General features: G+C 38.0%; 13 protein-coding genes. 4 read left to right on the top strand and 9 right to left on the bottom strand.

Features of this window, described 5'->3' with window-relative positions:
* The 4 genes from QVA17_RS11340 to QVA17_RS11325 form a co-directional block, all read right to left on the bottom strand.
* The coding region (locus QVA17_RS11340; protein ID WP_287388996.1) for a class I tRNA ligase family protein at positions 1–892 on the bottom strand (892 nt) is incomplete at its 3' end.
* Positions 893–1,025: 133 nt separating this feature from the next.
* Positions 1,026–1,199, bottom strand: coding sequence for a hypothetical protein (locus QVA17_RS11335; protein ID WP_287388994.1), 174 nt, complete (start codon positions 1,197–1,199; stop codon positions 1,026–1,028).
* An 89-nt stretch (positions 1,200–1,288) separates the two neighbouring features.
* Entirely contained in the window at positions 1,289–1,561 is a 273-nt protein-coding gene (locus QVA17_RS11330) for a hypothetical protein (protein WP_074520371.1), read from the bottom strand.
* Positions 1,562–1,564: 3 nt separating this feature from the next.
* Positions 1,565–2,122 (bottom strand): GAF domain-containing protein, encoded by a 558-nt coding sequence (locus tag QVA17_RS11325; RefSeq protein WP_287388992.1) that lies wholly within the window; start codon positions 2,120–2,122, stop codon positions 1,565–1,567.
* A 186-nt stretch (positions 2,123–2,308) separates the two neighbouring features.
* On the opposite strand from QVA17_RS11325, the gene carB reads away from it, so the two are divergent.
* A complete protein-coding gene (gene carB / locus QVA17_RS11320; protein ID WP_287388990.1) occupies positions 2,309–5,560 on the top strand; it encodes a carbamoyl-phosphate synthase large subunit in 3,252 nt (1,083 codons plus the stop codon).
* 719 nt (positions 5,561–6,279) lie between these two features.
* Here the strand turns inward: carB and QVA17_RS11315 are convergent.
* Positions 6,280–6,783 (bottom strand): NUDIX hydrolase, encoded by a 504-nt coding sequence (locus QVA17_RS11315; protein ID WP_287388988.1) that lies wholly within the window; start codon positions 6,781–6,783, stop codon positions 6,280–6,282.
* 173 nt (positions 6,784–6,956) lie between these two features.
* On the bottom strand, positions 6,957–7,601 hold the full coding sequence (locus QVA17_RS11310; protein WP_287388987.1) for an HAD-IA family hydrolase: 645 nt from the start codon (positions 7,599–7,601) through the stop codon (positions 6,957–6,959).
* 163 nt (positions 7,602–7,764) lie between these two features.
* Here QVA17_RS11310 and QVA17_RS11305 point away from each other — a divergent pair, with 163 nt between their 5' ends.
* The gene (locus tag QVA17_RS11305) at positions 7,765–8,151 is read left to right on the top strand and encodes a hypothetical protein (protein ID WP_287388986.1); all 387 of its coding nucleotides are present in this window, start codon (positions 7,765–7,767) and stop codon (positions 8,149–8,151) included.
* Positions 8,152–8,191: 40 nt separating this feature from the next.
* Positions 8,192–8,548 carry a hypothetical protein gene (locus QVA17_RS11300; RefSeq protein ID WP_287388985.1) on the top strand — a complete coding sequence of 119 codons (357 nt, stop codon included), beginning with the start codon at positions 8,192–8,194 and terminating at the stop codon, positions 8,546–8,548.
* A 232-nt stretch (positions 8,549–8,780) separates the two neighbouring features.
* Here QVA17_RS11300 and QVA17_RS11295 read toward each other — a convergent pair whose 3' ends face one another.
* The 3 genes from QVA17_RS11295 to QVA17_RS11285 form a co-directional block, all read right to left on the bottom strand.
* Positions 8,781–9,743, bottom strand: a complete 963-nt coding sequence (locus QVA17_RS11295) for a D-2-hydroxyacid dehydrogenase (protein ID WP_287388982.1) — start codon at positions 9,741–9,743, stop codon at positions 8,781–8,783.
* A 15-nt stretch (positions 9,744–9,758) separates the two neighbouring features.
* Complete coding sequence (locus QVA17_RS11290) at positions 9,759–10,394, bottom strand: DUF4190 domain-containing protein (RefSeq protein ID WP_287388980.1); 636 nt, start codon at positions 10,392–10,394, stop codon at positions 9,759–9,761.
* A gap of 92 nt (positions 10,395–10,486) precedes the next feature.
* The gene (locus tag QVA17_RS11285) at positions 10,487–11,656 is read right to left on the bottom strand and encodes a serine/threonine-protein kinase (RefSeq protein ID WP_287388979.1); all 1,170 of its coding nucleotides are present in this window, start codon (positions 11,654–11,656) and stop codon (positions 10,487–10,489) included.
* A gap of 160 nt (positions 11,657–11,816) precedes the next feature.
* On the opposite strand from QVA17_RS11285, the gene QVA17_RS11280 reads away from it, so the two are divergent.
* A partial coding sequence (locus QVA17_RS11280; RefSeq protein ID WP_287388977.1) for a hypothetical protein occupies positions 11,817–12,025 on the top strand: 209 nt, incomplete at its 3' end.

The following is a 12,025-nucleotide window of genomic DNA, read 5'->3' as shown; positions in this document are numbered from 1 at the left end:
TATCCATGTCGTTTTTCTTCAAAGTTTCATCAATGTATGCCTGAACTTCTTCAGGGTTCTTAACTCTTGGAAGTAAGCTCTTAACAATCTCTCCATCTGGAGCAAGTACCATAAATGTAATACCATAGATAGTTTCAATACATGTTGTAAAGATAGAGAACTCGCCACCACCAACGATCTGGAACTTAACCTCAACACCTTCAGACTTGCCGATCCAGTGTCTCTGCATTTCCTTAGTTGATTCTGGCCAATCAATTTCATTTAAACCTTCAAGTAACTTATCTGCAAAAGCAACCTGGTCAATTACCCACTGCTTCATGTTCTTACGAACTACTGGATAACCGCCACGCTCTGACTTACCATCAATAACCTCATCATTAGAAAGAACTGTACCTAATTCCTCGCACCAGTTAACAGGCATATCGATATATTTTGCATAGCCTTCCTTATATAACTGCTTGAAAATCCACTGAGTCCACTTATAGAATGATGGATCACTAGTAGCAATTAACTTATCCCAGTCATAGTCAAAACCAAGTTCCTTTAACTGACCAGTAAAAGTCTGAATATTCTTCTGTGTAAAGCCATTAGGATGATTACCTGTCTGTACAGCGTACTGCTCAGCTGGAAGACCAAAGGAATCATAACCCATTGGATGAAGGACGTTGAATCCTTGCATTCTCTTCATTCTTGAAATAATATCTGTTGCTGTATAGCCTTCTGGATGACCTGCATGAAGACCTACACCTGATGGATAAGGGAACATATCAAGTGCATAGAATTTAGGCTTTGAAAAATCCCAAACATCAGTTGCAAATGTCTTGTTCTCCTCCCAGTATTTCTGCCACTTTGGCTCAATCGACTTCGGATTGTAATTAGTTGTGTTAGCCATAATCTTAGTCCTTTCATTTATGACAATTTTATTCTAGGGTTTGCACCCGTCACGTTTACTATATTAGTGCAAATGCATGCACTCACACGAATTCTAGTATAAAATTTATTACAACTATTGTCAACGCAAGTTCCTAGTCCTCTGTATCTGTAAGACTAATTGCGCCAACAAGCATAACTACTAGAAAAACCGCAGCTACAATACCTGTGAAAATGTTATCATTTCGCTGCATTTTCTTGTAATCATTTCTAGTTGCCTTCTTCATTTTCTTTGTGAATTTCTTCCATGATTTTTTTAAGTTTGCCATAGCTAATCCCCCTCATATTTAATTTATTTTTGAAAATGTATCAACACATTTCTAGTTACAATACATTTTCAATAGTCAAGACTCGCTCCCTAATCTTCCTCTATAACCTCAATCTCTAGATAAGAAAAGTCGATTTCTTCCACAAAATTATCTTGAATAAATTTTACCTTACTATGCTTTTTAAAATCTTCTATATTTGAATTCAACCAGATGGGTTCCCCAAGGTCGAACTCATAACAGGCATCTCTTAAACCGTTGAAAATCTTTCTTGTTCGATTTAAATTTGGATCCGGATTTTCAATGACTGTATCTTTTACAAGGTGCCTGCTATCATCAAAAATTTTACACCAAAGTCTAAACATAATTTATCTCTCCCATGAAACTTGTTCTTCTAATACTGCGACACATTTTAATAAGCCTTCCTTATCTGCCTCAGAGAAACGATTCTTATAAGGGCTGTCGATATCTAGAAGTCCGATGATTTCACCATTCTTGTGAATTGGAATAACGATTTCTGAATTAGAGGCGCTATCGCAAGCAATATGTCCAGGAAATTCATTAACATCTTTAACTAACATTACTTTATCCTCTTTTACCGCAGTGCCGCAAACCCCGTTGCCTACTGCTATCTTAACGCAGGCATTCTTTCCGTTAAAAGGGCCAAGAATCAAATCGTAAGGAGAACGTTCCTTATTAGAATGATTATGGGCGCTTAAATTCTGTTCCTTAACTTCCTTTTTATCAAGGCCTAAGAACTTCTCTGTTAAATAAAAACCTGCCCAGTTTAAATCCTCTAAATTCTCCATAACTAGTGCACTAGCATTGGCAAGCACTGGAATGAAGTGGTCTTCTATCTCAATAAAGCCCTCAAACTGAGCCTTTAAAATGTCGTAATCTGTCTCATTTTTCTTAATATAGTCCATATTGTTTCCTTCCATTTTTTCTTAATTTTATATAAAAGTGTAGCAATACATTTACAAAAAATCAATTAAATTAATAGAATACTTCTTTTTGGCGTGATATAATGGTTTTAATGGGGTGAAGCGATGAATCGCGGCGCCAAAACACGCATGTTACTGCATGCTAGCAAAAAGGGAGGATAGTTTAATATGTCACAAAGAACAGATATCAAAAAGATTCTCATAATAGGCTCTGGTCCTATTATCATTGGACAGGCTTGCGAGTTCGATTACTCAGGAACTCAGGCTTGTAAGGCACTTCGCCAGCTAGGCTATGAAATCGTCCTAGTCAATTCCAATCCAGCAACCATCATGACTGATCCTGAAATGGCTGATGTAACCTACATCGAGCCACTTAACACAAAGCGTCTTGAGCAGATTATTGCCAAGGAAAGACCGGATGCGCTTTTGCCAAATCTTGGTGGACAGTCGGGTTTAAATTTGTGCGCCCAATTAAATAAAGAGGGGATTTTAGATAAGTACAAGGTTCAGGTTATCGGCGTTCAGGTGGATGCCATTGAGCGTGGCGAGGATAGAATTGAGTTTAAGAATACTATGAATAAGCTCGGCATCGAAATGGCGCGTTCAGAGGTTGCCTACTCCGTGGATGAGGCCCTTCGAATCGCCGAAAAGCTTAGCTATCCAGTGGTTTTACGTCCTGCCTACACAATGGGGGGTGCCGGCGGCGGTATCGTTTACAACAAGGAAGAGCTAAAGACAGTTTGCGAGCGTGGCTTGCAGGCAAGTTTAGTGGGCCAGGTTTTAGTTGAAGAATGCGTCCTTGGCTGGGAAGAGCTTGAACTTGAGGTTGTCCGCGATAAAGAGGGCAACATGATTACAGTTTGTTTTATTGAAAATGTTGACCCTATGGGAGTTCACACTGGCGACTCCTTCTGTACTGCTCCGATGCTTACTATTTCTGAAGATGTACAAAGAAGACTTCAGGAGCAGGCTTATAAAATTGTTGATTCAATTCAGGTAATTGGCGGAACTAACGTCCAATTTGCTCACGACCCTGTGTCTGATAGAATCATTGTAATCGAGATTAATCCTAGAACTTCTCGTTCTTCTGCCCTTGCATCAAAGGCAACTGGTTTCCCTATCGCCTTAGTTTCTGCAAAGCTTGCAGCAGGACTTACACTTTCAGAAATCCCTTGTGGAAAATACGGAACTCTTGATAAATACAAGCCTGACGGGGATTATGTGGTAGTTAAATTTGCAAGATGGGCCTTTGAAAAATTCAAGGGTGTTGAAGATCAGTTAGGTTCTCAGATGCGCGCCGTAGGCGAGGTTATGAGTATCGGAAAGAACTACAAGGAAGCCTTCCAGAAGGCTATTCGTTCCCTTGAAAAAAATAGATATGGTTTAGGCCATGTTAAAGATTTTGATACACTTTCAAAAGAGAAGCTCTTGATGAAGCTAAATACACCAAATTCAGAGAGACATTTTATGATGTATGAAGCTCTTAGAAAGGGCGCTACCGTAGAGGAAATTCACGAAATTACAAAGGTGAAGAAATATTTTATTGAGCAGATGAAGGAACTTGTGGAGGAAGAAGAATACTTAGTTTCCACTTATCTTGGCAAGGTTCCAGCAAAGGAGGACTTAAAGAAGGCTAAGCTTGACGGTTTCTCAGATAAATATCTTAGCCAGATTTTACAGGTTTCTGAGTCAAACATTAGACATGCTAGAGAGGATGCCGGCATCTTAGAGGCTTGGGATAGCGTCCATGTTTCAGGAACTAAGGATAGCTCTTACTTCTACTCAACTTATAACGGCGAGGACAAAAATCCAATCAGCTCTGAAAAGCCAAAGGTTATGATTCTTGGTGGTGGTCCAAACAGAATCGGCCAGGGTATTGAGTTTGACTACTGTTGTGTTCATGCCGCACAGTCTCTAAAGAAGCTAGGCTTTGAGACTATCATTGTTAACTGTAACCCTGAGACGGTTTCCACTGATTATGATACATCGGACAAGCTTTATTTTGAGCCACTAACCCTTGAGGATGTGCTTAGCATTTACAAAAAGGAGAAGCCGGTGGGCATTATTGCTCAGTTTGGCGGCCAGACTCCTCTTAATCTTGCAAGTAAGCTTAAGAAAAATGGAGTTAAGATTCTTGGTACAAGCCCTGAGGTTATCGACCTTGCAGAGGATAGAGACCAGTTTAGGGCAATGATGGATAAGCTTGGAATTCCAATGCCTGAGTCTGGAATGGCTGTGGACACCAAGGATGCTATTAAGATTGCAAATAAAATCGGCTACCCGGTTATGGTTCGTCCTTCTTATGTTCTTGGGGGACGTGGCATGGAAGTAGTTTATGATGACGAGCAGATGACAGAGTACATGGGGGCTGCAATAGGTATAACACCTGACAGACCTATACTTATAGATAGATTTTTACAACACGCCCTTGAATGTGAGGCTGATGCTATTAGTGACGGGCTCCACGCCTATGTTCCGGCAGTTATGGAACATATCGAGCTTGCGGGCATCCATTCTGGCGATTCCGCTTGTATCATTCCTTCAAAGCACATCCCTATTGATGTTCTTCGCACAATCAAGGAATATACAAGAAAGATTGCTGAGGAAATGCATGTTGTGGGCCTTATGAATATGCAGTATGCCATTGAAAAGGGTAAGGTTTACGTTCTTGAGGCAAATCCAAGAGCATCGCGTACTGTGCCTTTGGTTTCTAAGGTTTGTAACATCCGCATGGTGCCACTTGCCACTGATATCATCACTTCAGAAATTACTGGCAGACCTTCTCCTGTGCCAAATCTTAAGGATCAAAACATTCCTTACTTTGGTGTTAAGGAAGCGGTCTTCCCATTTAACATGTTCCCTGAAGTAGACCCACTTCTTGGACCTGAAATGCGCTCTACTGGTGAGGTTTTAGGTATTGCAAGGGATGAGGGCGAGAGTTTCTATAAGGCTCAAGAAGCTGCAAAGCAGACTCTTCCTTTAACAGGAACTGTCTTAATTGCAGTTAACAAGGCTGACAAGCCTTATATTGCTGAGATTGCTAACCTCTTTAAGGAGAGCAATTTCAAGATTGTTGCTACTGAGGGCACTTGTAAGATTATTAACGCTGCCGGAATTCCAGCAGATCGTATTTACAAAATATATGAGGGTCGCCCAAACATCATCGATGCCATAAATAACGGAGAAATCGACTTAATCGTCAACTCTCCTGTTGGCAAGGATTCTGCCTATGATGATTCTTACTTAAGAAAAGCAGCCGTTAAGGCTAAGATTCCATATATCACAACTGTAGCCGCTGCCAAGGCCGCAGCTACAGGTATCAAGACTATTAACGAAGCCCACCAGGCAAGAAAAGACAGCGAGGTTAACTCACTTCAGGATTGGCATAAGTTGATCAGTCCAGTGGTGGAGTCGATTTAGCGGGTTTTTAAACACCTCCCGGGGTGCTTACGAGTTATGGAGCTCGTTGCATCCCGGTTTTTTGCTGCTTCCCGGGTATTTGTGCCTAGTGGAGCTTGGTTTCATCCCGGCTGGCTGGCATTTCCCGGGGATTTGTTCGTCGTGGAGCTTGATTTCGTCCCGGGTTTTTGCTGCCTCCCGGGGCTTTGTGCCCCCAACTTGCTTTTCTCGCACTTTCAGGCACAAATTCTATTAAATTCTTGGAAGCTATCCTCTATTCCTTGTGCTCTTTTTCTTCTATCTCGTCCCTAGAGGCACAAACAAGCTTTTTCCACTATTTCCTTGCGGGATTTTCTGTGCCTTTTTTCCCGCGTTAAGCTTCTGGTAAGCACAAACTCGCTTTTTATAGCTTTACAGCTATGGGAATTGCTGTGCCCTTTTTTAGTGTTTTTCGCTCCGGGAAGCACAAACTTGCTTTTTGAAAGCTAAATTTCTCTGTTAAGTCCCGGAAGCTGGTGGCTGTAATGAGAGATATCACGCACGAAAGGCACAAGTCCCACAAATTAAGTAAACACCCCCTCGCAGCTTCCTACACAACTGTGGCTAGAATTGAGCATATCACTCACGAAAGGCACAATCCCCCCATATTAAGTAAGCACCCTCCATATATCTTCCCACCCCATCAGCACAACAAAGCCCCCACCAATGCTTCGCATTGGCGGGGGCTTCCCTATCCTATCTTAGAACCACTCATGTTCTACTAATTCATTTCCTACATAAATCAACTTAAGATTGAAGAATTCTCTATCTTCTTCTAACGCCTTTAAGAAGAGCTTGTCGCCTTCCCAGATGGGAAGGTCGTAGATGTCTTTTATCTTCACCCACTTTAACTTGCCTTCATCGCAAGGAAAGTTTGTGCCGCAGGTCTCTTCATCTCCTGAGAAATCTTCTGATAAGAAGACGTGAACGTATTCGCAAATTCCGTTGCACTTCTTTTCGTAATCTTCCTTATTATCAAAAGCAACAAAGGTTACGATGCCGCGGAAGTCTGGTTTATTTACTGTATATCCAGTTTCTTCCTTTACTTCTCTTATGATGCATTCACTTGGACTTTCAAAGGCCTCGAAGTGACCACCAATTCCAAGCCACTTATCCTTGTTGATGTCATGCTTTTTTGAAACTCTATGAAGCATGAGATAACTGTCGTTTTTTTTCAAATAAATGAGGGTTGTTAACTCTGCCATATTTTTCCATCTCCTTATCTCATAAGCCTTACAATTGTGTCAATTTAGCCTCTTCCATTTAATGGCGGCCATTCTACTAATGATGGCCAATACACAATTCTCGCCTTCAACTATGTAATCCACAAAGCCTTAATTTTTCATAGTCATAATCCACAAAACCAACTGGCTTTCCACTAGCCCACAATTTCCAAAATCTCCATTGGCTTTTCTACGATATATGTAGAACCACACTCCTCTAATTCCTTGCGAGTGCCGTAGCCGTATTCTGCTCCGATTGAGTCGATGCCCACCTTGTTAGCGGCGTTAATATCGAATAATCTATCGCCAATCATGACGCAAGTAGAGATGTCGTCTACATTTTCCATGGCAAAAACACGACGGATAAGCTCGTCCTTGCCGTGAGTCTTTGAGTTAGGATCTGAGCCCACAACTCCAACAAAATACTTGTCGATGCCGAAGTGGTCAACAATTGCCTTAGCCATACGCTCAACCTTTGAAGTTACTACATAGAGCTTCTTGCCCTTTGCGTGTAGCTTCTTTAAAACCTCTTCAATGCCCTCGTAGAGCGGAGCGTTGAAAAGAGTTGTAGATTCATAATATTCTCTGAAAATCTTCACTCCCTTGTTGGCCTTTTCATCGTCGTAACCAAGAATTCCCACGAAAGAATCATAAAGGGGAGGGCCGATAAATTTTAGCATTGTTTCTTTACTAGTTTCTTCCTCTCCCATCTTTTTTAGAGTATATTCAATGGCCTGTAAAATACCAAATTCAGACTGTGTCAATGTTCCATCCAAATCAAAAAATACGTAATTATACATTTTAAAAATGTCCTTTTCTTTCAAAAATTTCCTATTAAGACAAAGATTTTTCCGTCTTAAACATTGTTTAAGATTATACCATTACGTTGTTTATTAGACAACATTGTGCTATTATTAGAATGTTATTTAAACTATTTTTAGATAATATTTAAGGAGGGATTATATGGCATGTTTTTTAGTTCCTACAGCAGGAGCTGTTGCAGTCGAGGTTGCATCTAAGGTTGCAAAGAAGAATGAACAGCATGAAAGAAAAGAAGAAAGTACTAATCAGATTCAGGCAATTCCTGTTTCAAGAAAGTTGTCTTGGTTAGTGAAAATGTTAATCGGCGGTGCAGTTTTACTTGCCTTTGAGCATGTATGGCACGGTGAGGTTGTACCTTTCTTCCCATTCTTAACTGCAATGGAAGATCCATCTTCAATGGCTGAAATGTTCCACGAAATGGCAACTGTAGGCGTTACAATGACAGGAATTATTCTTGTTGTTTGGCTTGGCATGTTAGCTGTAGTTTCATCAATGGAAAAGAAACTATTAAAAGCTAAGGCTAACTAATTTAACTAGCACTTATAACTAATAAAAAAGAGGTACTATTATGACATTACTTATATCTACAATTGCAGCAATAATTGCTACTGTAATTTGGTATGTAAGCCCAAAGGCTCGCCAGTTAAAGTGTGGAATTCTTATTTGGTTATATTGGGGTGCTTCACTTATGTGGCTTGGCGATGCTATTTTTGAATATGTAGAATTAAAAGCTGCTTACTTTACACCAAGCGCAGCTGATATGTTAAATGACACATTCCTTGGTTTATCAGTAGTTGTGCTTGCTCTTATTATATGGGTAGTTTATATGTTAATTACTGATCCACTAGGAACATTAAAGTCTGAGCTTTTCTTTAAGCATAATGAAAATGAATCTAAGGAAGACAGCTTTAAAAAGGCAAACTAAATTGTTCAACTAAGCTAAACTAATAGCAAAAAAGTCGCTTTTATTCAAACTGATTTTTTGAATAAAAGCGACTTTTTATATTTTTTATTTATCTAGTACTGTTTTTTATCATATAATTTTCTAGCAAAAAACAGCTCCTAGCTATGCAAGCTAGGAGCTGTTTTTGGAATATTCCTCTATGTCAGAAGAAGCGTTATATAATATTATTAATTAACAAAGAGGTTATACATTTTTACACAATAACGTTTCTTTCACGACCCTCGAAATATGCGACAATATTTTCATAAATCTCATCCATTAATCTTTCTCTTGCCTCATGAGTTGCCCAAGCAATGTGAGGTGTAATGATTAACTTGTCGCTATCTTTAATCTTAAGGAGTGGATTGTCCTTAGCAATTGGCTCTACACTAATTACGTCAAGACCTGCAGCGCTAATTCTTCCCTCTTCTAAAGCCTTAGCTAAATCTACATCGTTAACAATAGGTCCACGACCTAAGTTAAGTAAAACCGCACTCTTCTTCATCTTAGAAAGATTTTCATAATTAAATAAGTTATTAGTATATTCATTAAGTGGTGCATGAATTGAAATAATGTCTGATTCTTTCAATAATTCATCAAGTTCTACCTGCTTAAATGGGCTGTCATACTTGTGACCACTAGCTGAATAAGTTAACACTTCGCAACCAAAATCTGTGGCGATTTTAGCTACCTTTGAGCCTATATTTCCAAGCCCTACAATACCCCATTTCTTACCTTTTAATTCATAAAAAATGTTATTAAAATATGAGAATACTGGCCAGTTTGCATAACTTCCGTCTTTTACGAACTCGTCGTAATGTCTCATTTTTTCATAAAGATAAAAGAGTAAAGCAAATGTATGCTGTACCACTGAATCTGTAGAATAGCCTGCTACATTTGCCACTCTAATTCCTTTTTCTTTAGCATATTCAATATCAATATTGTTGTATCCTGTTGCAGCTTCTGCAATTACTTTCAAATTCGGAGCGGCATCTATGGCCTCCTTGTTCATAAGAATCTTGTTTACAATTACTACGTCAGGATTGTGTTTTTTTAGTCTTTCTAAAGCCTCACTAGGATTAGAACGCTCATATTTTATCACATTTCCTAACTTATCAAACTTATCTAGCGAAATATCCTCGCCATAAACGCTAGATTCCAACATTAAAATCTCCATAAATGCCTCCTTATTCTAATACTTGCTCACCTCCACTACTTTAAATGAAGCAGCTTCATAGCTTGCAATTTCATCACTTGAAATATATTCGAAACAATCAAAGACCTGGCTTTGATTAGCTCCCAAATCATTAACATAAATATAATCATCGCCAATTCTGCTGCCATTAGCATCAATAGCTTCCACATGAATTGAATAACTTGTTGTCTCAGCTTCAAGGTTAGTTACTGTTACTGGTAACTTTGTTGAAGTTATAAATTCGCTATTATCAACACTAAATGCGCCAAAAGAAACCTTAATAGATTTCTCTAATAATTGATCAGTATTAGATCCGTCTAAATCATCAAAAGCAGTATCCATTTCATTAATTGCATCATCCAATGCCTTAGATACGCTTTCCTGCATATAAAGTGTAATAGCACAAGCCGCAACACCAAGAACTAAACCAACAAAAGCACTTGCCTTACTAGCTCTCTTAATTAAGCTCACCAATCCAAAAATTACTGCCAACACACCAAGAATAAAGGCTGCGTTATTAATAATTGGAATGAAAGATAATACAATCCCAACAATGCCTAATACTAATGCTGCAGTTGCAAAACCACTGTGTCTCTTTTCGTTTTTTACTTCGTTTTTCATTTCCTCTGCCATAAAAATGACCTCCTCGTTATTTTTTACTTAACGAGAATATCAATTTTCATTTGGCACTTGGTACGCTGATAGCGAACTTTTTAAGTCCTTTATTATATGGCCTCTATTATACTCCAAACAATTGCTACTACAGCAAATGCTATCAAAATAATTATAAAGTACCAAATTATCGCAAATATTACGTACAAGATTTTATTATTAGTTTTCATTAAGGGTAGTTTATCTCTAATTCCTCTATAATTAAAAATGACAAACGATAAAAAATAAAAGCAACAAGTTAAATATATCGTACAAATCATTCCTATTATGAGATTATTAGATTGAGTATACGGTGGTAAATAACAACTCCAAGCAAAAATAAAAGAACAAATGTAATAGAGCAATGCCAAAACAATCTTTACTTTATTTCCAGATCTAAATCCTGGTAACTTCCAACTTTTAGTATCGAATCGACTATTTGTTTTTCGTAACATTTTACTATCATATATCTTTTTCAAATTATAAGACATATGATTCTTATGGCAAAAAATAATAGCCTCCATAAATTCATCAATACTCTTAAAGCGTTTTTCTGGTTCTAGTTGTGTTGCCTTAAGCACTATCTCCTTAAATACGCCCTCAACCATCTTATTCTTAGGATAGTCTCCCGTTAACATCTCATTAAAAACTATTCCCAAAGCATATATATCTGTTCTTTCATCCGAAGAGTGAAAGCCAAGGCCAATCTGTTCTGGTGCGAAGTATTCAGGAGTCCCAATTAATCTCGTATCTGTGTTGGTTTCCCTATTAATTTCCTTGCCAGAGTCCACATCCACAATCTTAACTTCCCCAGTCCTAGTAATAATAATATTATCTGGTTTTATGTCCCTATTTATAAAGTTCTTTTTATGCAAATGTTTTAAGCCATTACATATGTCTATTATTATTTTAACACTTTCTTCTTCAGAAAGATGTCCCTTTTTTTCAATTCTTTGGCTTAAAGTTTCCCCGCTTATGTACTCCTCTATAATAATTAGTTTTTCCTTTAAATCCCCGTCATTAGAAGGATTCTCATCATCTAGTATACATTCACTTATGATTGGAAAGAAAATATTCTTCGTTTCCTTGAGGTAGTCATATATTTTCTTATTATAGTTTTCTAGTTCTTTTTTTACATAAAATTGTTTATCAACTAAACTTCTAACTAAACTAACATTATGACTTTCATCCACCTCATCAACATTTTCATACATAGCCAACGCTACTTTCTCGTATTCTGTCATAATTCCTCTTTGTTATCTAATAATTAATCCCAAAATATCCCTTAGAGATACTTTTATTTATTTCTAAAATATTATATCATAAATCTAGTGTTCATCAATATTTGAGGGCACTTTATTTTGCTAAAGGATAATGTTTTATCATGTTAATGGGGAGGGTATTATGGCTAACCATCAAAAGGATACTGTAGAACTGTTTAATTATTTAAAATCCGTCAAGAATGAAAAGGATTTACAAGATTATCTAAGCTATGTTAAAGGACAGGAGCTTAGCTTTAGTCAATATTATAATGACATTTTAGCAAAAAAGAATATTAGTTTAAATGAAGCTAGAATAAATTCTGGTCTTTCTAAAGGCTATGCTTACGATAT

It is taken from the genome of Lachnospira sp. (assembly GCF_016290755.1).
Lineage (GTDB): Bacteria > Bacillota > Clostridia > Lachnospirales > Lachnospiraceae > Lachnospira > Lachnospira multipara.
This window is presented reverse-complemented; position numbering and strand designations above follow the sequence as displayed.

Excerpts from the sequence above, each read along its gene's own strand:
- QVA17_RS11295 (WP_287388982.1), bottom strand. The coding sequence starts at position 9,743 with ATGGAGATTTTAATGTTGGAATCTAGCGTTTATGGCGAGGATATTTCG.
- QVA17_RS11285 (WP_287388979.1), bottom strand. The coding sequence starts at position 11,656 with ATGACAGAATACGAGAAAGTAGCGTTGGCTATGTATGAAAATGTTGAT.
- QVA17_RS11335 (WP_287388994.1), bottom strand. The coding sequence starts at position 1,199 with ATGGCAAACTTAAAAAAATCATGGAAGAAATTCACAAAGAAAATGAAG.
- QVA17_RS11305 (WP_287388986.1), top strand. The coding sequence starts at position 7,765 with ATGGCATGTTTTTTAGTTCCTACAGCAGGAGCTGTTGCAGTCGAGGTT.
- QVA17_RS11300 (WP_287388985.1), top strand. The coding sequence starts at position 8,192 with ATGACATTACTTATATCTACAATTGCAGCAATAATTGCTACTGTAATT.
- QVA17_RS11325 (WP_287388992.1), bottom strand. The coding sequence starts at position 2,122 with ATGGACTATATTAAGAAAAATGAGACAGATTACGACATTTTAAAGGCT.
- QVA17_RS11315 (WP_287388988.1), bottom strand. The coding sequence starts at position 6,783 with ATGGCAGAGTTAACAACCCTCATTTATTTGAAAAAAAACGACAGTTAT.
- carB (WP_287388990.1), top strand. The coding sequence starts at position 2,309 with ATGTCACAAAGAACAGATATCAAAAAGATTCTCATAATAGGCTCTGGT.
- QVA17_RS11330 (WP_074520371.1), bottom strand. The coding sequence starts at position 1,561 with ATGTTTAGACTTTGGTGTAAAATTTTTGATGATAGCAGGCACCTTGTA.
- QVA17_RS11310 (WP_287388987.1), bottom strand. The coding sequence starts at position 7,601 with ATGTATAATTACGTATTTTTTGATTTGGATGGAACATTGACACAGTCT.
- QVA17_RS11290 (WP_287388980.1), bottom strand. The coding sequence starts at position 10,394 with ATGGCAGAGGAAATGAAAAACGAAGTAAAAAACGAAAAGAGACACAGT.